The sequence below is a fragment of the Sinorhizobium glycinis genome (assembly GCF_001651865.1).
Classification (GTDB): domain Bacteria; phylum Pseudomonadota; class Alphaproteobacteria; order Rhizobiales; family Rhizobiaceae; genus Sinorhizobium; species Sinorhizobium glycinis.
The window spans coordinates 177,227-196,945 of sequence record NZ_LPUX01000053.1 but is presented as its reverse complement, the minus strand read 5'-3'; the positions used below and the strand labels follow the sequence as shown (position 1 = coordinate 196,945).

Here is a 19,719-nt window from a genome sequence, read left to right as displayed (position 1 = left end):
CAGGCAGATCGCCGTCATCCGGTGAACGGCAATTCCGCACAGGGAAGCTCGGCCTTTGCCGCCTTGCTGCGCATCTGCCAGAGCGAATGGCCGAGCAGGGCGACGATCAGGATGGCGCCGCCGACGAGGGTTTGGAACGTGGGCATCTCGCTAAAGACGATCCACACCCAGATCGGCGCCAGGATCGTCTCGAGCAGATAGAACATCCCCACTTCCGGAGCTGAAAGATAACGCGGTCCGGTCGCCAGGCAAAAGAAGGCGACAGGGATCATCACCAGCCCATTGAAAAGGATAAAGCCCGGCTCAGCGATGGCGATTCCGCCGGGCGGCAGGAGCGTGAGCGCCGCCAGCGCCGGGAAGATCGCCGTCGTCAGCGGCACCAGCGCCATGTCCCTTCCGCTCGCGCGGCTGATGGTGATGGCACTTGCCAGCAGGAATGCCGAGCAGGCGGCCATGGCGTCGCCGAAGAGGTGCCCGCTTTCAAGCCCGTCCTGGACGATCACTCCGACACCGAGGAGCATGATCGCCATCGTCAGCAGCGTGGCGTTGGAGGGCCGCTCATGCAGGAAGATCCAGGAAAGCATCGCGGCGAACATCGAGGTGAAGGCGAGGATGAAGACGACGTTTGCCGTCGAGGTGTTGAACACCGCGAGCAGGAAGGTGAAGGAATTGATGCCGTAGAAGAGGCCGGCGATCAGCCCGGCCTTGCCGGGGATCAGCGCGATGCGGCGGCCCAGCACGCGATTGATGAAGAACCAGGCGGCGATCGCCACCGCAAAGGTCGACAGGCTGCGCACGGCGAGGATCGACCAAACCTCGCCGTCTGCCGAAAGGATCAGCGGGATGTCGAAGGAAAGCGCAAGGCCGCCGAGGCCGGTGATGGCAAGGCCGCGCCGGTGCCGCGCGGCTTCAGGGGAGGGGGTCAATCGTCAATCCGTGGCGGTTTCAGGAGAATCTTGCCCGCCAGCATAACGCTCCCAACCGCGGGCCATAAGGTGCTCCTGCGGCAAAAACTTTGTCTTGTACCCCATCTTGCGGGAGCCCTTGACCCAATAGCCGAGATAGACGTGCGGCAGGCCCCGTTCCTTCGCCCGGCGGATATGGTCGAGGATCATGAAGGTGCCGAGGGAGCGGTTTGCGAGGCCAGGATCGAAGAAGGAATAGACCATCGACAGCCCGTCGCCCATCCGGTCGGTGAGCGCCGTGGCGATCAGCGGCCCCTTGGCTTTCTCGCTGATGCCATCGCCTTCGGCCCGAAGCCGGTATTCGATGATCTTCGTGTGGACATGGGTGTCCTCGACCATCATGGCGTAGTCGAGCACCGACATGTCCGACATGCCCCCCCTCTGGTGCCGGCGATCCAGGTAGCGGCGGAAAAGGTTGTACTGCTCGCTCGATGGTTCGGCAGCGTATTCGGTGGAGACTACGTCCTGATTGGCCGCGAGCACGCGACGCATCGATCGGGTGGGCCTGAACTCGTTGGCGAGGATGCGGACCGAGATGCAGGCGCGACAGGTCTCGCATGCCGGGCGGTAGGCGATATTCTGCGAGCGGCGGAAACCGCCCTGGGTCAGAAGATCGTTCAGCTCAGGCGCGCGCTCGCCCACCATGTGCGTGAAGACTTTCCGTTCCATCTCGTTCGGCAGGTAAGGACAGGCTGCCGGCGCGGTCAGATAGAATTGCGGAGACGATGTGGTCTGCGTGTTCATCGAGCGCGGGGGTCACTCTTCGCGAGGTTACTCTGCAATAGGATGGCCGAAGAATGAAAAACGTCAACACACTCGTTCGGCGAGAGCGAGCAAGTGCCGGCAATTTTTCCGGGAGATCGCTTCCGGCTTGGCCGGATTCATCCAAGCCGTGAAACGGCCACGTTGGATCGACCCGCCGCCGTTAATACATGTCGCGCCGCACGGCGACGGTGCCGATCAGAAGATCGTGCAGCAGCCTGCCGCGATCCGTGAACAGCCCGATCAGCAGGATGAGCGGCGTCAACAGCGCATTGGCGATCCAGAAGATCGCCAGGTGGACGATAGCAGTCAGGAAATCCATTGGCCGGCCATCGGTCCGCGCGATCGCTACGCCCATGATCCTCATCCCCGGTGACGCCTGCTCGCGGCCGCCGACCGTCAGCCCGAAATAGAGCATCGCCACCAGCGCAAAGAGCACCGGATAGAGGAAGAATCCGAGGCCGAGCGTCAGGATGCCCAGAAAGAACACGACGACCGCAGCCGGGATCCACAAGAGCGCGACGATCAGATAGTCGATTATGAACGCAAACACCCGGCGCGACAGAACACCCTGGTAGGCGCGCCAGTCCTGGCTCGGGAGTCGGAGTTCCTGGTTGTGCATGCTCATGTCAGCCTCGCGTCGTTTCGATCACATATGGGGACCGAATTCGACAAAACAATGCGTCTCTCGTGCGGACTGGCCGTTCATCGCTTTGCCAGGATCTTTGCCACTTCGACGGCGAAATAGCTGAGAATGCCGTCGCAGCCGGCGCGCTTGAAGGAGAGCAGCGTTTCGAGCATCACGCGCTCGCCGTCGATCCAGCCGTTCGCCGCTGCCGCCTTGATCTGCGTGTATTCGCCCGAGACCTGGTAGGCGAAGACCGGCAGGCCGAAGGCCTCCTTCATCCGCCAGCAGATGTCGAGATAGGGCAGGCCGGGCTTCACCATCAGCATGTCGGCGCCTTCCTCGACGTCGAGCGCGGCGTCGCGGATCGCCTCGGTGCCGTTGGCAGGATCGATATAATAGGTTTTCTTGTCGCCCTTCAGCAGGCCGCCGGTGCCGATCGCCTCGCGATAGGGGCCGTAGAAGGCGGATGCGAACTTCGTCGCATAGGACATCAGGCCGACATTCTGGTGGCCGGCTGCATCCAGCGCCTCGCGGATCGCGCCGATCCGCCCGTCCATCATTTCGGAAGGTGCGATGATGTCGGAGCCGGCCTCCGCCTGGATGACTGCCGCACGCGCGACCGCTTCCACCGTCTCGTCGTTGACGATCTCGCCGCCGCGCAGGATGCCATCGTGGCCGTGGCTGGTGAATGGATCCAGCGCCACGTCGGTGATGACGCCGATATTCGGAACGGCCTTCTTGATCGCCCGCGTCGCCTGGTTGATGAGATTGTCGGCGGCAAGGCTGTTCGACCCGGTCTCATCGCGGAGTCCCATCTCGATGTTCGGGAAGGTGGCGATTGCGGGAATGCCGAGGCCGGCCGCCTCCTTGACCGCCTCGACGGCCTTGTCGATGCTCATGCGGTTGACGCCCGGCATGGCGTCGATCGGCTGAACGACGCCACTGCCCGGCACGATGAAGATCGGCCAGATCAGATCGTCCACGGTCAGGCGGTTCTCCTGCACCAGGCGGCGTGTCCAGTCCGCCTTGCGGTTGCGGCGCATCCGACGGTGCCCGGTGATCCTGTCCACGAGATTTGTCCTGTCGTTCATCGCGCCAGCGTCCTTCTTCTTTCATCTGCGTCGGTGAAGGGCGGTTTATCACGCGTCTCGGCAGAATGAAAACCGAGTTGCGAGGGCGAGAGGCTCCGGCATTTCCTTCCGCGCGCAGCGCTCGGGCGGGCTCCCGTGCTTTGCGCTGGTGGTTCGGAGGCACTCGGCCTATGTTGCCGGCCATGCTTCACGATTCTGCTCATGTGCCGAAGCCATCGCTCACTGAGGTGCTGTTCGGCTGGTTCCTGCGGCTTGTCTCGGCCTCCTGCTTCTGGTTCGCGCTGAACTACTGGGCGATGCTGATCGGCTTTTCCCATGAAGGCGCGGGGCGTTTCGATCTGCTGACGCCGGAGTGGCGCGCCGCGGCAACCGCGCTTGCCGTTCTCTATCCGGTCGCCGCCATCGGGCTCTGGCTGCTCGTCTCCTGGGGGCCGGTTATCTGGGTGCTTGCGGCCGCGATCGAGGCCGCCATGGTCGAGTTCTATCCCGGCATGCTCGGCGCACGTCCGCTGCTTCTCGTGCTTCATGGATCGGTCGTCGTCACCTTCGTTCTTTTCCGTGCGGCGCTCTTCTGGCAGCGCCTGCGCCAGGCGCGGCAGGTAAGGGTTGATTCACCGTGAGACAGGCTTCGCGGATGGTAAGTACATGTTAAGGCTGCGGTTTAAGTAGAATTTTATACGTATTCGATAGGGTCTCACTCAAGGCGGGAAGACAAAGAAACACCGCCAAACGAAACAGTGAGGCACGACAATGAACACCAAGATGAAGCCGCAGGCAGCTGCGCCCCGGGACCCGCAGGAAGAGACGATCCGTGGTCTCTATATGGAATCCCTCCACCTCGTCGAGCGTCTGCATCGCCGTCTGCTCGACGTCATCAAGGACGAATTCGACCGGCAGGGCCGCAGCGACGTCAACGCCGTGCAGGCGCTGTTGCTCTTCAACATCGGCAATTCCGAACTGACGGCCGGCGAGCTTCGCTCGCGTGGCTACTATCTCGGTTCGAATGTCTCCTACAACGTCAAGAAACTCGTCGATCTCGGCCTCATCAACCATCAGCGCTCCCGCGTCGACCGGCGCTCGGTCCGCATCAGCCTGACGGAAGATGGCCAGGAGATTGCCGAGACCGTTGCCAGGCTCTACGAGCGCCATATCGGCTCGATCCACAAGGTCGGCGGCATCGGTTCGGATGAGTTCACCCAGATGAACAAGCTCCTGCAGCGCCTCGACCGCTTCTGGAACGACAGCATCATGTATCGCCTGTAATCACGGGCACACTCACCTCCAGCTCCAAGGGTCGGGCGCAATCCCTGCGTGTCCGGTCCTTGCTGGGTTTTCACGACCGGGTTGTCGTCCACAACTCCGCCGCACTACCATCAGGAGAGGCCGAGACACGAATTGGCCATATTGCTATGACAGCGACGCTTCGATGCGGCGGGTGCGCAAGTGCGAGGGCGGCGACGATTCGTTTGCGGCCGGCCTGCCGAATGGCTCTCGCTCGCGCCATCGTGAACGCACTTGGAGAGCCGAGCGGCACGGGGGTTTACCTTTGTTAACCATGTTCGTGCTAGGGGTCGGGCAGCGCGCGTTTTGCGCTTTGGATGGTAGGGACTATGTCGAAAAAGAACGGAATTGATGCTTTCTCGCGCCGTGCGTTTCTGCGCTCGGCCGCAACGCTCGGTGCTGCCGCATGGGCAGGCGCCGCCAGTGCCCAGGATGCTCTGGGCGAGCTCATCAATTCGCCGCGCCGCGGCTCCTGGGACGACCAGTTCGACGCCAAAGCCTCTCGCACGGCAACGGCAGTCCTTTCCAATACGCCGGTATTCGGCCCCCAGACGATCGGTCATGTGCAGCAGGCGATCTTCGATTACCAGCAGATCGTTGCCGCCGGCGGCTGGCCCCAGGTTCCGCAGACCGGCGTAAGGCTTGAGCTTGGAGTCACGGATCCCTCCGTGCAGCAGCTGCGGCAGCGCCTGATGGTTTCCGGCGACCTGCCGCGCGCCGCCGGGATTTCCTCTTCGTTCGATTCCTATGTCGACGGCGCGGTCAAGCGCTTCCAGGCGCGTCATGGCCTGCCGGCGGATGGCGTGATCGGCGAATACACCTTCAAGGCGCTGAACGTCGACGCCTCGACGCGACTGGCCCAGCTCGAGACCAATCTCGTGCGGCTTCAGTCGATGTCGGGCGATCTCGGCCGGCGCTATGTCATGGTCAACATTCCCGCCGCCTATATCGAGGCGGTCGAGAACGGTCGCGTCGTGCTGCGTCACACCGCCGTCGTCGGCAAGATCGACCGCCAGTCGCCGATCCTCAATTCGAAGATCTACGAGGTCATCCTCAACCCCTACTGGACCGCGCCGCGCTCGATCGTCCAGAAGGACATCATGCCGCTGATGCGCAAGGATCCGACCTATCTCGAGCGCAACGCCATCCGCCTCTTCGACGGAAGCGGCAACGAAGTGTCTCCCGAAACGGTGGACTGGAACGCCGAGAAGGCGCCGAACCTGATGTTCCGGCAGGATCCGGGCAAGATCAACGCGATGTCCTCGACGAAGATCAACTTCCACAACGAGCATTCGGTCTACATGCACGACACGCCGCAGCAGGGCCTGTTCAACAAGCTGATGCGCTTCGAATCGTCGGGCTGCGTGCGCGTGCAGAACGTCCGCGACCTCTCCAACTGGCTGCTCAAGGAAACTCCAGGCTGGTCGCGCCAGCAGATCGAGGCGACCATCAAGTCGGGCGTCAATACGCCGATCAAGCTTGCCGAAGAGGTGCCGGTCTATTTCACCTACATCACCGCCTGGTCGGCAAAGGACCGCGTCGTCCAGTTCCGCGACGATATCTATCAGCGCGACGGCGCGGCGGAGCTCGCCCTGCAGACAACGTCCGGAGTCGAGCAATCGCCAGGCCCGATCGACGCCGACGCTTTGCCGCAATAAGCAAAGTGCTGAATTCTTGGATCAAAGCCGCGCATCCCTAGCGATGCGCGGCTTTTTCATGACGGCCCGGCCGCGATATTTGGGCGCGGCGGATGGTGGAAATGGCGCAAACCGCACAGCGGATATTGCTCTTGGCGTGCGAGGAAGCTAAAGGAACAGCCACCTTTGAGAGGAGCCTCGAGCCGATGCTTTCACAGTCCAATGACGCCTTCTTCACCCGCTCTCTCGCCGACAGCGATCCGGAAATCTTCGGTGCGATCGAGAAGGAGCTGGGTCGCCAGCGCCATGAGATCGAGCTGATCGCTTCCGAGAACATCGTGTCCCGCGCCGTGCTCGAGGCCCAGGGCTCGATCATGACCAACAAATATGCCGAGGGCTATCCGGGCAAGCGCTATTACGGCGGCTGCCAGTATGTCGATATCGCCGAGGAACTGGCGATCGACCGTGCCAAGAAGCTGTTCGGCGTCAATTTCGCCAACGTGCAGCCCAATTCCGGTTCGCAGATGAACCAGGCGGTGTTCCTGGCGCTCCTGCAGCCGGGCGACACCTTCATGGGCCTCGACCTCAATTCCGGCGGCCACCTGACCCACGGTTCTCCGGTGAACATGTCGGGCAAATGGTTCAACGTCGTTTCCTACGGCGTGCGTGAAGGCGATCACCTGCTCGACATGGACGATGTCGCCGAGAAGGCGCGCAAGCACAAGCCGAAGCTGATCATTGCCGGCGGCACCGCCTATTCGCGCATCTGGGACTGGAAGCGCTTCCGCGAGATCGCCGACGAGATCGGCGCCTGGCTGATGGTCGACATGGCCCACATCGCCGGCCTCGTGGCCGGCGGCCAGCATCCGTCGCCGTTCCCGCACTGCCATGTCGCGACGACGACGACGCACAAGTCGTTGCGCGGCCCGCGCGGCGGCATGATCCTCACCAATGACGAGGACATCGCCAAGAAGATCAACTCGGCCGTCTTCCCGGGCCTCCAGGGCGGTCCGCTGATGCACGTCATCGCCGCAAAGGCGGTTGCTTTCGGCGAAGCGCTGCAGCCCTCCTTCAAGGACTATGCGGCCCAGATCGTCAAGAATGCCCGCACTCTTGCCGAAACGCTGAAGGCCAACGGCCTCGACATCGTATCCGGCGGCACCGACAACCACCTGATGCTGGTCGATCTGCGCAAGAAGAATGCGACCGGCAAGCGCGCCGAGGCGGCTCTCGGCCGCGCCTACATCACCTGCAACAAGAACGGCATCCCCTTCGATCCGGAAAAGCCCTTCGTCACCTCGGGCGTTCGCCTCGGCGCACCGGCCGGCACGACGCGCGGCTTCAAGGAAGCGGAATTCAAGGAAATCGGCGAGCTCATCGTCGAGGTGCTTGACGGTCTCAAGGTCGCCAACTCCGACGAGGGCAATGCCGCCGTCGAAGCCAGCGTCCGTGAGAAGGTGGTGAAGCTCACCGACCGCTTCCCGATGTACGGCTACATGTGATCGGAAGGTTGCATGCGCTGCCCGTATTGCGGTTCCGAAGACAGCCAGGTGAAGGATTCCCGTCCGGCCGAGGACGGGAACGCCATTCGCCGCCGCCGCATCTGCCCGGATTGCGGCGGCCGGTTCACGACCTTCGAGCGGGTGCAGCTGCGTGAGCTGATGATCATCAAGAAGACCGGCCGGAAGGTGCCTTTCGACCGGGACAAGCTATTGCGCTCCTTCGAGATCGCGCTGCGCAAGCGCCCGGTCGATCGCGATCGCATCGAGCGGGCGGTATCCGGCATCGTCCGCCGCCTCGAAAGCTCCGGCGAGACCGAAATCCCCTCCGAGGAAATCGGTCTCCAGGTGCTCGAAGCCCTGAAGAGCCTCGACGACGTCGCCTTCGTGCGTTACGCCTCCGTCTATCGGGATTTCTCCCACGCCGAGGATTTCGAGAAGGTCATTGCCGAGATCAGCGCCAAGATCGCGCGCGATCCCAGCGAATAGCTGGTGGAGCGACATATGAGCGGGCCGACGCGTGAGGACGAGAGATTCATGGCGGCGGCACTGCGCCTCGCCCGCCGCAATCTCGGTCTGACATCCACCAATCCCTCGGTCGGTTGCCTCATCGTCATGGACGGAACGATCGTTGGCCGTGCTGTAACCGCGTCCAGCGGCCGCCCCCATGCCGAGACCCAGGCGCTCGCGGACGCCGGCGACAAGGCGCGGGGTGCGACCGCCTACGTCACCCTCGAACCCTGTTCGCATCACGGCAGGACGCCGCCCTGCGCCGATGCACTGATCGCCTCGGGCGTCGCCCGGGTCGTCGTTTGCATTCTCGATCCGGACGAGCGCGTCGCCGGCCGTGGGGTGGTGATGCTCCGCGACGCCGGCATCGATGTCGATATCGGTGTCCTTCGCGATGAGGGTGAGCAGGTGCTCGAAGCCTACCTCATGCGCCAGCGCATGAAACGCCCGCATGTGACTCTGAAGCTTGCGGTTTCCTCCGACGGCATGATCGGCCGAAAGGGGGAAGGGCAGGTCAGGATCACCGGTGCGGTCTCGCGCGCCCAGGTCCAGGTGCTGCGTGCCGAGACGGATGCCATCCTCGTCGGGGTCGGCACGGCAAATGCCGACGACCCGGAACTCACCGTCCGGTTACCCGGGCTTGAAGAGCGTTCGCCGATCCGCATCGTCCTTGATCGTCGTCTCGATCTGGCGGTGGGGTCGAAACTGGTGAGCTCGGCGCGCAACGTTCCGCTGATCGTCGTCGCCGGCGACGCGGCGTACCCTTCTCCCCGCGAGCGGGGAGAAGGTGCCCGAAGGGCGGATGAGGGGCAGAACAGTTTGCCCCTCTCCCTGCAGGCGGGGAGAGGGGGCGATTACGCCGCACGTCGAAAAACCCTTGAAGCTGCTGGCGTCGAAGTGTTGAATGCGGACACCGTCCAAGACCTCCTAACCGCACTCGCCTCGCGCGGCATTTCCTCGCTTCTCGTCGAAGGCGGGGCGCGGGCGGCGCGCCAGTTTCTCGATGCGGGTCTCGTCGATCGAATTCTGCTTTACACAGGCCCGGCGACCATTGGCGAAGAGGGTATCCGATCCCCATTTGATCGGGCGACCGTACCGGCGGGATTCTCGCTTGAGCGCGCGGCCCGGTACGGGGACGACATTTTCGAGGATTACGAAAGAGATACCGGATGTTCACAGGCATAATCACCGATATCGGTACCGTGGAGAAGGTCACGGCGCTCAGGGAAGGCATCAAGCTTCGCGTCGCGACCAGCTATGATCCGACGACGATCGACATGGGCGCCTCGATCGCCCATGCCGGCGTGTGCCTGACCGTGACGGCGCTGCCGGAGGCCGGCAGCAACGATCGGTGGTTCGAAGTCGAGGCCTGGGAAGAGGCCCTGAGGCTGACGACGATTTCCGACTGGCGGGAGGGGACGTGCATCAATCTCGAGCGCTCGCTGAAGATCGGCGACGAGCTTGGCGGCCACATCGTCTCTGGCCACGTGGACGGCCAGGCGGAAATCCTCGCCGTCGAGGCGGAAGGCGACGCCGTGCGATTCCGGCTCAGGGCACCGGAACATCTCGCCCGCTTTGTCGCGCCGAAAGGCTCCGTTGCACTCGACGGTACATCGCTCACCGTCAATCGGGTGGATGGCGCCGAGTTCGACGTGCTGTTGATTCGCCATTCGCTCGAGGTCACCACCTGGGGCGAGCGCAGGGCCGGCGACCACGTCAATTTCGAGGTCGACACCATGGCGCGCTATGCCGCTAGGCTTGCCGAATTTCCGGCTCCGAAGGGGGAGTGATCCTTTCTGTCGACGGCCGGTTGGCCAAAGGGTCGATGCGCTCCAGTGGATGCGAAGGGCAAGCTAAGCAGTCAGTACATCCTCTATTCGGATCGGCAGGGTGCGCACGCGCTTGCCGGTCGCGTGGAAGACGGCATTGGCGACCGCCGGGGCCATGCCGACGAGGGCGATCTCGCCAAGTCCCTTGACGCCGAGCGGGTTGACGTGCGGATCGACCTCCTCGACGAAGTACGCCTCAAGCCGCGGGATATCTAAATTTACCGGCACAAGGTAGTCAGCCATGTGGGCGTTGACCGGGCGCCCGTCGCGCGGGTCGAGAACGGTCCGCTCCATGAGTGCCATGCCGATTCCGCCGATCATGCCGCCGGTACACTGGCTCGCGGCAAGGCGTGGATTGACGACGCGGCCGATGCCGTAGGCGCCGACAGCGCGGCGCACGCGGATCGTACCGACGTCAGGATCGACGGCGACCTCGACAAACACTGCTCCGAAGGAATGCATGGAATAGCGCTCGGCCGCGTCCTTGTCTCGCTGCGAGGAGGCCTCGGCCTCGATCGGCGCCCCGAGACTCGAAACGACCTCTCCGTAGGATTGGCCTGCCGACAGGTCGCCCGGACGGCGCAGCCGGCCGTCAGTCCATTCGATAGCGTCGAGCGCCGCGCCGAACACCGGCAGTCGCTGGTCGGCAACAGCCTGCCTCGCAGCTTTCTCCTGCACCGCGATGCAGGCGGCCCGAATTGCCGAGCCGACGGAGGCCATTGTCCATGAGCCTCCATGGGACGGAGCAGGCGGAAAATCCGAGCTGCCAAGGCTGAAACGCACCTGGTCCATCGGCAGGCCGAGCGTTTCGGCAGCCACCTGTGTCATCGACGTATAGGTCCCCGGACCCATGTCGCTCGCCGCCACGGCGACTTCGGCAGTGCCGTCAGGGAGCAGGCGCACGCGTGCGCTGGAGGGCGCGTGGTAGGCCGGATAGGTGGCCGAGGCCATCCCCATGCCGATCAGGAGACGTCCGTCGCGCATGGAGCGCGGCTCCGGAGCTCGGCGTGACCAACCGAAGTGCCCGGCGGCGAGTTCGTAGCATTTCATCAGCGAGCGGCTGGAGAAGGGCTTGTTCTCGCTCTCGTCGATTTCAGGTTCGTTACGCCGCCGCAGTTCGACAGGATCGAGCCCGAGGACGTAGGACAGTTCGTCCAATGCACATTCGAGCGCAAAGATGCCGCTCGCCTCGCCGGGCCCGCGCATATGATTCGGCGTACCGATGTCGAGCTGCCGCAGTCTGTACTGCGTGCGCACGTTCGGACAGGAATACATGTAGCCGCTGGCGCTGGTAAGCGCCTCCGTGAACTGTTCGTAGCGGCTGGTTTCGCCAGAACCCTCATGGAGGAGACTTGTCAGCTTGCCGTCCGCCGTTGCGCCGAGCGCCACTCGCTGCAGCGTGCGCGGCCGGTGACCGGTGGTGAAGAACATCTGCTTGCGCGTCAGCACGAGCTTGACGGCTCGCCCGGTCTGCCGCGCCGCCATGGCAGCAAGGGTTACATGCGGCCATGTCCTGAGGCTCGTGCCGAAGGCGCCGCCGATGAAGGGACAGATGACCTGCACATTCCCGGCCGGAATGCCGAATATCGCTGCGATCTCCGCCTGTTCATTGACGACGAACTGGCTCTTGCTCCAAAGCGTGAGACGATCGCCGCTCCAGGCGGCGATCGTCGCATGCGGCTCCATCGGGTTATGGTTTTCCCGCGCAATCTCGTAGATTTGGTCGATCTTCACGGGCGCACCGGCAAGCCTGCCATCCGCGTCGCCGCGCGAAGTGTCGGCGTGTCCCGCGGCCGCTTCCGGAACGATCGGTGTTACTGTCGGGTCGGACGGATCGACGGTCGGCCGCTCCGCTTCGTAGACGACCTCCAGCGCCGAGGCGGCCCGTTCGGCACGGTCGGGTGTGTCGGCGACGACGATTGCCACCGGTTGCCCGTAGAAGCGCACGCGGTCGTCCTGCAGCACATGGAGCCGCTCTCCGACCGCAGGGTCAATGTAGCTCTTATGCTCGCCATAGGGCAGGCGAGGCGCGTTCTGATGCGTAATTACCGCAATGATGCCGGGCATGGATTCGGCCATGGCGCTGTCGATGCCGGCGATGCGGCCAAGGCCGACAGTGGCGCTGACGATCACCGCATAGACCTGGCCCGGCTGATTGAAATCCGCCGCGTATCGCGCACCCCCGGTCACCTTGGCGCGCCCGTCCACTCGGGGCAGCGGTTTTCCGATGACACTCGTTGTCATGCGACTTCTCCCGTCATTTCGAGCGCCCGGACGATCGTCCGTGGCAGGAGCTCGACTTTATAATGGTTGTGCTTCAGCGGCCGGGCGTCCTGCACCGCCAATCGAGCGGCCGCCTCAAACGCCGGGCGGTCCGGTGCCTTGCCGATCAGCGCCTCCTCCACGGCGCGTAGGCGCCAGGGCCGCGTGCCCACGCCGCCGGCGGCGAGCCGCGCCTCGCGGATCCGGCCGCCTTCGATGTCCAGCGCAGCCGCCGCCGAGACGAGCGCGAATTCATAGGAGGCCCGATCGCGCACTTTCAGATAGCGCGCGCGGCGGCTGTAGGCTCCTGCTGGAACATGCACGTCAATGATAAGCTCGCCCGGCAACAAAGTGTGTTCGAGATGCGGCGTATCGCCTGGCAGACGGTAGAGGTCCTCCACCGGAAAGTTGCGTTCCCCCTGCGGACCCATGACCCGCATGGTCGCGTCGAGAGCGACGAGAGCGACCGCGAGGTCCGAAGGATGCGTTGCTAAGCAATGATTGCTCGTGCCGAGAATGGCATGCCCGGCATGGAGACCGTCGATCGCCGCACAGCCCGAGCCCGGCTCGCGCTTGTTGCAGGGCGCGTCGAGCATCCGGAAATAGGGACAGCGGACGCGCTGGAGCAAGTTGCCGCCGATCGAGGCCATGTTCCTGAGTTGCGGCGAGGCGCCCTCGATCAGGCTCTCGGCGATGAGCGGTTGAAGGGCCTGCACCTCCGGGTGAGCCGCGACGTCAGCCATCCGAGCGAGCGCGCCGATTACGAGAGCGTCGCCTTCGACATGGATGTCGGCCAATGGAAGTGCGTTGATGTCGATGAGCCGTTCAGGACGCTCCACCTCCTCGCGCATGAGATCGACAAGCGTGGTTCCGCCGGCGATAAAGCGCGCGCCGGCTGTGGCGGCCGCCATCGCCTCCTCGACCGTCTGCGCCTTCTCGAGAGTGAAGGGGAGCATTGTCAGGTCCTCTCCGCTGCATCCGCTATCGCCGCGACGATCCCCGGATAGGCGCCGCACCGACAGATATTGCCGCTCATCCAGAACTGGATTTCCTCAGGCGAGCCCGCGTGGCCTTCCGCGATGCAGCCGACGCCCGACATGATCTGGCCGGGAGTGCAGTAGCCGCATTGCAGCCCCTCATGCTGAATAAAAGCCGCCTGCAGCGGATGGAGTTCTTCGCCCTTGGCAAGGCCCTCGATCGTCGTGATTTCGGCGCCGTCGTGCATGGCGGCCAGGGTCAGACAGGAAACGACCCGCCTGCCGTTGAGAAGAATAGTGCAGGCACCACAGGCACCCTGGTTGCAGCCCTTTTTCGTACCGGTGAGGTCGAGAGTTTCGCGCAGCACATCGAGCAGGGATTGCCGAGGATCGAGCTCGAGTTCTCGTGCCTCACCGTTGACGATCAAACGGACCCGTTCGAGGGCTTTGCCGATTTGGCCAGGAGCAGGGGCCGACTGGGCGGACATGTTGGGGATTGTCACGAGCGAAGCGGCGCCTCCTGTCATTTGAAGCACCGTCCGGCGCGAGATTGGCAGGGTCGGGACGGGCCGCGAACCTGCTTCTGCATTGCTGGATGTTGGCTCTCGGTCGATCATCAGATCCTCCTGAGAATGCGGTGCGACGGCTGCGATCTAAGGGAACATGCATTCCTGTCCGCGATGCCCACGGCTTCGGATGAAACGCTATTTATTTCCCTGATGCCCGCCAGTGATCAGAGTGCTGTTTTTTGTACGAGAGTGCTGTCTCCCATCAGCGCGACAGGCCGCCGATACTTACGCGTGAACCGGAGGTTGGATCTATCTACGAGAGACGAAGGCGGCGCCAATGGCCGGGCGTTACATTCATGGCTTTGACGAAACTGCGGGTGAGGTGACTTTGATCCGCAAAGCCGCAGCGACTTGCGATCTGCTCGATTGGCAAGTCTGATTTGAGGAGGAGCTCCTGCGCGCGTTCTATACGCCGCGCGAGCAGCCACTGCAGAGGAGACGTTCCGGTCGTTGCCTTGAAGGCGCGGGCGAAATGACTGCGCGAGAGCCGACAGGCGCGGGCGAGTTCATCGAGGCCGACCTTTCCGTCCATATGGGCCAGCAGCATCTCCTTCGCCCGGCGTTCCTGCCACGGCGCCAGTCCTCCTGTCGGACGCGCGACGGCAGGGTTCTCTGCGTAATGGGTGGTGAGATGAGTGAGCAGCGCCAGAGCGATGTAATCGACAAAAAGGCGGCTCGTGGTTTCCGGGCGCTCGAATGCAGGAGCCAGGCATCCTGCGAGATTCCTGATGATGTTGTCGCTGAAAGCCACACCGTTGGCCGTCCGAAGCTCTCCTACCGATTTCAGATCGTGCTCCTGCTCGAACTGACGAAGCGCCTCGCGCGGCGTGTACATGGAGACGCAATCCACCGTTCCACGCGTTACCGAGGCGTGCTCCTCGTTCAGGTCGAGAAATAGGAACTGCCCTCGATCAAGCGGCATCATGGCGACTGGCTTGCCGTTTACCCAATACGGAATGGCGGGCAATTCGCGCCGCTGGAGGCAAAGCAGATAACCATTGCTGGTTTCCATTCGGACGGGCGCCGCGGCTGCGGAGTCGTTCCAACAGTGCCGGCTACCTGAGATTTCTGCCAATTGCAGGTAACGGGTGGTTAGAGTGGGAGGCTCATCCAGCCCCACGAACCTGCCCAAGCGCTGCCCAAGTTTCCCACTCATTGGCGCCCCCCAACAGTCGAACTGCAGGCGAACTATACTTTGTCGGTTGCGCAATTGAAACGCGCTTACTGCAGTTGCAGTGGGCGAAATGTCGGGCGGCATCCCTCGATTGAGGACGCCTCCACGCGGCGGGCTGGGAAACCCACGCCGTTTCCCAGCCCCCTTACCGCTTTTTCGACGAGATCAGCGCACGTAGATTGTCAAACCACCATCGGCGGCTTCCTCGGCGCCGGCGATGTTGTTCATCTCGACGTTTTGCGCCTTCAGTTTGGCGGACAACGGCCTGTTGGCCTCGACTGCGGCAAGCAGGCTGGCGCGTTGTTCCGCCGAGGCCTCATCGATCCACATGCGGGTCTGGTTCTCCTGCTTCAACGTATCGACGTCGACGATCCTGACGTTGTCGCCCTTGAAGTTGCGAACGCTTTGGTCGATGTGGCTCGGCCAGTTCATCTTGGCGTCGGTGGCATAGGTGATGCCGCCGAAGCTCAGTGTGGAGAGGGCGGCGATGATGGAGAAAGTCGCAATGCGGTTCATTGTCATGCTCCTTTGGTTGGCGGCTCGGCCCGGCCGGTCGATCGAACGCGTGACTCGTTGCGATTGCTGAGCCGGTCGGGCGAGCTCCGCATGGCCAGCACGGACCGTTTGCGGGTGGGGCCATCCGCAGCGAGAGCGCTGGACTGTTTCGACTGGTTGAGGCGGCGTTTGCCCTTTCGCTGTCGGGTGCCGCGCCGTGCCAACGGTTACGAAACTGAGCCGGAATGTGGCCCTTTCGATGACGTAAGCCGCTGAAAATAATTAAAAATTGTTCATGTTCGCCGATGCCGAGGGGGCATGCAAAAGCGCCGAAGCCCGGCGTTCGGATCAGGCTGCGCCAGCTAGCCGCCGCTCGAACATGAGCATCGGTCTGCCGTGATAGGTCGTGCGCCAGAATTCCTTGAACCCGTGCTTGAGCGCGACCCTGATCGAAGCCCCGTTGCCTGGCTCGATGATGCAGGTCTTTCTGAGGGAAGGAAACTCGCGGTCGCCCCAGGCGAGTGCGGCGGAGACGGCCTCCGACGCGAGGCCGCGGCCATGGCTCTTCGGCGAAAGCGCCCAGCCCATCTCCATCGTTCCCTCGAGCGATGGTGTGATCTGGCGATGGGGATCGTGGAAGCCGGCTTCGCCGATGAACGCACCGCCCTCCTTCTCCTGGATCGCGAAGAAACCGAAGCCGAAATAGTGCCACATCCCGACCTGGCGCAAGAAGCGAGTCCAGGATTGTTCGCGCGTGTAGGGAACGCCACCTACGTGACGCGTCACCTCCTCGTCCCCGAAGAGCGCGCTGTAGGAGGGAAAGTCGTCGCGCCGGTAGGGGCGCAGTAGAAGCCGCTCGGTTTCGATTACGGGCACACGATGCATTTTCACTCCGGTTTGGCTGATAGGGGAAGTGGAGTCAGGTCCGGAGCACAGCCCGGCTCGCCGTCCCAATAGTCCGTTGCCGATCGAGGGCGGCCGATAAAGTCGAACGAAGTCTCGCCTATGTCGGCCCGCCGGGTCCTGGCCAGGAACTTCCCGGAATCGGGATATTCGCAGATTTCCGTCGCCGCCATGGTCGATATGGACAGGTACTTGAGCGGCAGTGTTCCGGTATTGATCAGGTGATGCGCCGTCTCGGGGCCGCCGGCCGGTGCGCCGAGCACGTCGCCGGGGCCGACGGCGTAGCGTTCTCCGCCGAAGCGGTATGTTCCCTCTCCCTCGAGAATGACGAACAGTTCTTCCTCGACATGGTGGTTGTGAAAGGGGCAGCCGGATTTGCCGGGCGGCACCTCGCCATAGCTGATGCCGAGGTCCTTCAGGCCAAGAAGCGCGCCGAACGAGGCGTCGCGCGATTCGAAGAAGGAGCCTCTGTGCCAGTGATTGAGGCCAAGCTCGCTCAGGCTGACGATCGGCTTTTGGACTTCCGTCATGGCTTTCCTCCCGGCCGTGGCTGCCCTTCGTCAGAATGGACAGCTTCACCTTGCAGAATCGGCTGCAATATACTTGAGGTTTAAATACTAGTATACGCCGGAATTGTCTTCGTGTGGCCTGGAGCGCCGCGTGGCGCGGCAAATGACCACCGCAAGGAGGAATTTGCTTGCCATTCGGCGCAGGCCGTGGTTTGACCGCCGCCTGCGCCGGCCAAGCCCGGCCGATATTTCAAGACAGGTGATCCATGGCGAAGACCAAGCCCGTCCGCATCCTGATTGTGGAAGCGCGCTTCTATGACGAAATGGCGGATGCAATGCTCGACGGAGCGAAACATGCGCTCGACGCAGCTGGTGCGGCCTATGATATTGTCACGGTCCCGGGGGCGCTGGAAATTCCCGCGGCCATCGCCATGGCGCTCGACGGCGCCGACGACGGCGGCATCGAATATGACGGCTTCGTTGCGCTTGGCATGGTGATCCGCGGCGAAACCTACCATTTCGACATCGTCGCCAACGAGTCCGCGCGCGCTTTGATGGATCTTGCCGTGAGCGAAAGCCTGGCTCTCGGCAACGGCATCCTGACGGTGGAGAATGAGGAACAGGCGTGGGCGCGTGCCCGCCGGTCGGAAGGCGACAAGGGCGGCTTTGCCGCGCGCGCCGCGCTGACCATGATCGAACTGAAGAACAAGCTGAGTAAAGAACAGTGACGAACACTCCCTCGGATCAGCCGCAGAAGCAGGTCAACCAGCGCGGTGCCGCGCGTCTTGCGGCCGTTCAGGCGCTTTATCAGATGGAAATCGGCGGAACAGGCGTCCTCGAGATCGTTGCGGAGTTCGAGGCGCATCGGCTCGGCCAGGAACTGGACGGCGAGACTTATCTCAAGGCAGACGCCTCCTGGTTCCGGTCGATCGTCTCCGGGGTCGTGCGCGACCAGCGCAAACTCGACCCGCTGATCGGATCGGCCCTGCAGGACGATTGGGCGCTTTCACGGCTCGATTCCACCGTCCGCGCCATTCTGCGTGCCGGCACCTTCGAGCTGCTGGAGCGCAAGGACGTCCCGGTTCCGGTGATCGTCACCGAATATGTCGAGATCGCCAAGGCCTTCTTCGAGGACGAGGAGCCGAAGCTCGTCAACGCCGTCCTCGACCGGATCGCCAAGCAGATCCGCGGCGAAAGGCGGAAATAGCCCCTCATGTTTGTTGCGGCCGCTGACGACATCGGAACGGTTTTTCGCGATGCCCGCCGCAACGTTCTTTTACTGACCGTCGCACAGGCCTTGCTCGGCGTAGTTGGGCCGATCAGCTTCGCCGTCGGCGGTATTGCCGGCCATCAATTGCTCGGCGACGACAAGTCGCTCGCGACCGCGCCTCTGACCGCGTTCAATGTCGGCATGGCGCTTGGCGTCATCCTGGTGGCGATCCTGTCGAGATCGGTCGGGCGGCGCTTTGCATTCATGACCGGCGCGACGATTGCCGTGATCGGCGGCACGATCACTGCGGCCGCGCTTTTCCAGGAGAGTTTCTGGCTTTTCGCCGCCGGATTGGCCATTCTCGGGTCTTCGAGCGGCTTTACCCAGAAACTGCGGTTCGCCGCCGCGGATGCATCGCCGTCATTCTACAAGGCAAAGGCGATTTCCTGGATTCTCGGCGGCGGCATCGTCTCGGCGATCCTTGGGCCACAGATCGTCATCTTCGCCGGCGACTATTTCGCACCTGTCTGGTTCGCCGGCGCTTTCGTCGCTCTCATCCCCGTCTGCCTCTTCGCCCTTCTCTTCTTCATGCCCCTGCGGCTTCCGGAGACCACGGCGGCGTCTTCCGTGCAAGCGGGCTTGCCGGCCCGGTCGCTCCGCGAGATCGCCGGCAGCCAGCGCTTTCTGACCGGAATGGTCTGCGGCATCTCCTCCTATGCGCTGATGACCTTCATGATGACCGGCGCCCCGGTTGCCATGGTCGTCGACTGCGGCTTTTCGAGCGATCTCGCGACGCTCGGTATCCAGTGGCACGTGCTTGCCATGTTCGCTCCAAGCTTCGCCACCGGCTGGCTGATAAGCCGCTTCGGCGCGGAGCGCGTCGTCGCCTGTGGGCTCTTGCTGCTCATGGGCTGTGCGGCCGTCGCCCATCTGGGCGTGGCGCTCTGGAATTTCTGGGGCGCGCTGGTTCTCCTCGGGCTCGGCTGGAACTTCGGCTTCATCGGTGCGACGGCAATCGTTGCCCAGAGCTACCGCCCGCACGAGGCGGACAAGGTCCAGGGCTTCCACGACTTGGTGCTGTTTTCAACCGTCGCCGGCTCGTCTTTCGCCTCCGGCAAAGTTCTGGCCGTATACGGCTGGGACATGCTCAATGCCGTCATCTGGCCGGTGGCGGGCCTTTGCCTCTTGCTCCTCTTTCTGCTGATGCGTGCAGGCAAGAGAGCTGCAGCCTGAAGCCGCTCCCGCTTTCCTGACGAAACCTGACCATCAGGGGGAAGCCTTCCGCATTTTCAGGGGCTTGACGATCCACATTCGCAACCGCACTCTGGCCGCGCCGTGAGGGGATGCCGCTTGCATGATTCCTCAAATCGGAAACGATTTGAGGACAAAATCATGCAGCAATCCAAAGTGCTACAGCG

21 protein-coding genes are annotated in these 19,719 nt (G+C 63.1%); 10 read left to right on the top strand and 11 right to left on the bottom strand.

The window, feature by feature from the left end; genetic code table 11:
- Positions 1–14: 14 nt before the first annotated feature.
- The 4 genes from AU381_RS05895 to hemB all read right to left on the bottom strand — a co-directional run bounded on the left by AU381_RS05895 (position 15) and on the right by hemB (position 3,446).
- Positions 15–926 (bottom strand): DMT family transporter, encoded by a 912-nt coding sequence (locus tag AU381_RS05895; protein ID WP_064240838.1) that lies wholly within the window; start codon positions 924–926, stop codon positions 15–17.
- A 3-nt stretch (positions 927–929) separates the two neighbouring features.
- A complete protein-coding gene (locus AU381_RS05890) occupies positions 930–1,709 on the bottom strand; it encodes an arginyltransferase (RefSeq protein ID WP_064240837.1) in 780 nt (259 codons plus the stop codon).
- 181 nt (positions 1,710–1,890) lie between these two features.
- Positions 1,891–2,355: an RDD family protein gene (locus AU381_RS05885; RefSeq protein WP_064240836.1), complete on the bottom strand. Its 465-nt coding sequence runs from the start codon at positions 2,353–2,355 to the stop codon at positions 1,891–1,893.
- Between the two features lie 77 nt (positions 2,356–2,432).
- Positions 2,433–3,446, bottom strand: coding sequence for a porphobilinogen synthase (gene hemB / locus AU381_RS05880; RefSeq protein ID WP_064240835.1), 1,014 nt, complete (start codon positions 3,444–3,446; stop codon positions 2,433–2,435).
- A gap of 182 nt (positions 3,447–3,628) precedes the next feature.
- On the opposite strand from hemB, the gene AU381_RS05875 reads away from it, so the two are divergent.
- The 7 genes from AU381_RS05875 (at position 3,629) to AU381_RS05845 (ending at position 10,163) form a co-directional block, all read left to right on the top strand.
- Complete coding sequence (locus tag AU381_RS05875) at positions 3,629–4,066, top strand: DUF6163 family protein (protein WP_064241826.1); 438 nt, start codon at positions 3,629–3,631, stop codon at positions 4,064–4,066.
- Between the two features lie 130 nt (positions 4,067–4,196).
- Complete coding sequence (ldtR, locus tag AU381_RS05870) at positions 4,197–4,709, top strand: transcriptional regulator LdtR (RefSeq protein WP_064240834.1); 513 nt, start codon at positions 4,197–4,199, stop codon at positions 4,707–4,709.
- A 347-nt stretch (positions 4,710–5,056) separates the two neighbouring features.
- Positions 5,057–6,385 carry a L,D-transpeptidase family protein gene (locus tag AU381_RS05865; protein WP_064240833.1) on the top strand — a complete coding sequence of 443 codons (1,329 nt, stop codon included), beginning with the start codon at positions 5,057–5,059 and terminating at the stop codon, positions 6,383–6,385.
- 185 nt (positions 6,386–6,570) lie between these two features.
- Positions 6,571–7,866, top strand: a complete 1,296-nt coding sequence (gene glyA / locus AU381_RS05860) for a serine hydroxymethyltransferase (RefSeq protein WP_064240832.1) — start codon at positions 6,571–6,573, stop codon at positions 7,864–7,866.
- A 12-nt stretch (positions 7,867–7,878) separates the two neighbouring features.
- The gene (gene nrdR / locus AU381_RS05855; protein WP_026612571.1) at positions 7,879–8,352 is read left to right on the top strand and encodes a transcriptional regulator NrdR; all 474 of its coding nucleotides are present in this window, start codon (positions 7,879–7,881) and stop codon (positions 8,350–8,352) included.
- Between the two features lie 15 nt (positions 8,353–8,367).
- Complete coding sequence (gene ribD / locus AU381_RS05850) at positions 8,368–9,558, top strand: bifunctional diaminohydroxyphosphoribosylaminopyrimidine deaminase/5-amino-6-(5-phosphoribosylamino)uracil reductase RibD (protein ID WP_064240831.1); 1,191 nt, start codon at positions 8,368–8,370, stop codon at positions 9,556–9,558.
- Positions 9,543–10,163 carry a riboflavin synthase gene (locus AU381_RS05845; protein ID WP_064240830.1) on the top strand — a complete coding sequence of 207 codons (621 nt, stop codon included), beginning with the start codon at positions 9,543–9,545 and terminating at the stop codon, positions 10,161–10,163. The genes ribD and AU381_RS05845 overlap by 16 nt, the downstream gene beginning before the upstream one ends.
- A 63-nt stretch (positions 10,164–10,226) precedes the next feature.
- Here the strand turns inward: AU381_RS05845 and AU381_RS05840 are convergent, their stop codons facing one another.
- From AU381_RS05840 to AU381_RS05810, 7 genes are all read right to left on the bottom strand, one after another.
- On the bottom strand, positions 10,227–12,446 hold the full coding sequence (locus tag AU381_RS05840; protein ID WP_064240829.1) for a xanthine dehydrogenase family protein molybdopterin-binding subunit: 2,220 nt from the start codon (positions 12,444–12,446) through the stop codon (positions 10,227–10,229).
- Complete coding sequence (locus AU381_RS05835; RefSeq protein ID WP_064240828.1) at positions 12,443–13,420, bottom strand: FAD binding domain-containing protein; 978 nt, start codon at positions 13,418–13,420, stop codon at positions 12,443–12,445. Before AU381_RS05835 ends, AU381_RS05840 begins: the two co-directional genes overlap by 4 nt.
- Before the next feature lie 2 nt (positions 13,421–13,422).
- Complete coding sequence (locus tag AU381_RS05830; protein ID WP_082909823.1) at positions 13,423–13,968, bottom strand: (2Fe-2S)-binding protein; 546 nt, start codon at positions 13,966–13,968, stop codon at positions 13,423–13,425.
- Between the two features lie 295 nt (positions 13,969–14,263).
- Complete coding sequence (locus tag AU381_RS05825) at positions 14,264–15,142, bottom strand: helix-turn-helix domain-containing protein (protein ID WP_244520029.1); 879 nt, start codon at positions 15,140–15,142, stop codon at positions 14,264–14,266.
- 207 nt (positions 15,143–15,349) lie between these two features.
- Positions 15,350–15,700 carry a hypothetical protein gene (locus AU381_RS05820; protein ID WP_064240826.1) on the bottom strand — a complete coding sequence of 117 codons (351 nt, stop codon included), beginning with the start codon at positions 15,698–15,700 and terminating at the stop codon, positions 15,350–15,352.
- A gap of 327 nt (positions 15,701–16,027) precedes the next feature.
- A complete protein-coding gene (locus AU381_RS05815) occupies positions 16,028–16,564 on the bottom strand; it encodes a GNAT family N-acetyltransferase (protein ID WP_064240825.1) in 537 nt (178 codons plus the stop codon).
- A 2-nt stretch (positions 16,565–16,566) separates the two neighbouring features.
- Complete coding sequence (locus AU381_RS05810; protein WP_064240824.1) at positions 16,567–17,112, bottom strand: cupin domain-containing protein; 546 nt, start codon at positions 17,110–17,112, stop codon at positions 16,567–16,569.
- 245 nt (positions 17,113–17,357) lie between these two features.
- Between AU381_RS05810 and ribH the strand changes: the two genes are divergently transcribed.
- Genes ribH through AU381_RS05795 form a run of 3 tightly spaced genes read left to right on the top strand, consistent with a single transcriptional unit; the run spans position 17,358 to position 19,534 of the window.
- The gene (gene ribH / locus AU381_RS05805) at positions 17,358–17,819 is read left to right on the top strand and encodes a 6,7-dimethyl-8-ribityllumazine synthase (RefSeq protein WP_064240823.1); all 462 of its coding nucleotides are present in this window, start codon (positions 17,358–17,360) and stop codon (positions 17,817–17,819) included.
- Positions 17,816–18,298 (top strand): transcription antitermination factor NusB, encoded by a 483-nt coding sequence (gene nusB, locus AU381_RS05800; protein ID WP_064240822.1) that lies wholly within the window; start codon positions 17,816–17,818, stop codon positions 18,296–18,298. Before ribH ends, nusB begins: the two co-directional genes overlap by 4 nt.
- 6 nt (positions 18,299–18,304) lie before the next feature.
- Positions 18,305–19,534, top strand: a complete 1,230-nt coding sequence (locus AU381_RS05795) for an MFS transporter (RefSeq protein ID WP_064240821.1) — start codon at positions 18,305–18,307, stop codon at positions 19,532–19,534.
- The last annotated feature ends 185 nt before the right edge of the window (positions 19,535–19,719 follow it).

Excerpts from the sequence above, each read along its gene's own strand:
- AU381_RS05815 (WP_064240825.1), bottom strand. The coding sequence starts at position 16,564 with ATGCATCGTGTGCCCGTAATCGAAACCGAGCGGCTTCTACTGCGCCCC.
- AU381_RS05810 (WP_064240824.1), bottom strand. The coding sequence starts at position 17,112 with ATGACGGAAGTCCAAAAGCCGATCGTCAGCCTGAGCGAGCTTGGCCTC.
- glyA (WP_064240832.1), top strand. The coding sequence starts at position 6,571 with ATGCTTTCACAGTCCAATGACGCCTTCTTCACCCGCTCTCTCGCCGAC.
- AU381_RS05820 (WP_064240826.1), bottom strand. The coding sequence starts at position 15,700 with ATGAACCGCATTGCGACTTTCTCCATCATCGCCGCCCTCTCCACACTG.
- AU381_RS05835 (WP_064240828.1), bottom strand. The coding sequence starts at position 13,420 with ATGCTCCCCTTCACTCTCGAGAAGGCGCAGACGGTCGAGGAGGCGATG.
- AU381_RS05890 (WP_064240837.1), bottom strand. The coding sequence starts at position 1,709 with ATGAACACGCAGACCACATCGTCTCCGCAATTCTATCTGACCGCGCCG.
- AU381_RS05795 (WP_064240821.1), top strand. The coding sequence starts at position 18,305 with ATGTTTGTTGCGGCCGCTGACGACATCGGAACGGTTTTTCGCGATGCC.
- AU381_RS05845 (WP_064240830.1), top strand. The coding sequence starts at position 9,543 with ATGTTCACAGGCATAATCACCGATATCGGTACCGTGGAGAAGGTCACG.
- ribD (WP_064240831.1), top strand. The coding sequence starts at position 8,368 with ATGAGCGGGCCGACGCGTGAGGACGAGAGATTCATGGCGGCGGCACTG.
- AU381_RS05885 (WP_064240836.1), bottom strand. The coding sequence starts at position 2,355 with ATGAGCATGCACAACCAGGAACTCCGACTCCCGAGCCAGGACTGGCGC.
- ldtR (WP_064240834.1), top strand. The coding sequence starts at position 4,197 with ATGAACACCAAGATGAAGCCGCAGGCAGCTGCGCCCCGGGACCCGCAG.
- AU381_RS05840 (WP_064240829.1), bottom strand. The coding sequence starts at position 12,446 with ATGACAACGAGTGTCATCGGAAAACCGCTGCCCCGAGTGGACGGGCGC.
- AU381_RS05865 (WP_064240833.1), top strand. The coding sequence starts at position 5,057 with ATGTCGAAAAAGAACGGAATTGATGCTTTCTCGCGCCGTGCGTTTCTG.
- AU381_RS05875 (WP_064241826.1), top strand. The coding sequence starts at position 3,629 with ATGCTTCACGATTCTGCTCATGTGCCGAAGCCATCGCTCACTGAGGTG.
- ribH (WP_064240823.1), top strand. The coding sequence starts at position 17,358 with ATGGCGAAGACCAAGCCCGTCCGCATCCTGATTGTGGAAGCGCGCTTC.
- AU381_RS05830 (WP_082909823.1), bottom strand. The coding sequence starts at position 13,968 with ATGACAGGAGGCGCCGCTTCGCTCGTGACAATCCCCAACATGTCCGCC.
- hemB (WP_064240835.1), bottom strand. The coding sequence starts at position 3,446 with ATGAACGACAGGACAAATCTCGTGGACAGGATCACCGGGCACCGTCGG.
- nrdR (WP_026612571.1), top strand. The coding sequence starts at position 7,879 with ATGCGCTGCCCGTATTGCGGTTCCGAAGACAGCCAGGTGAAGGATTCC.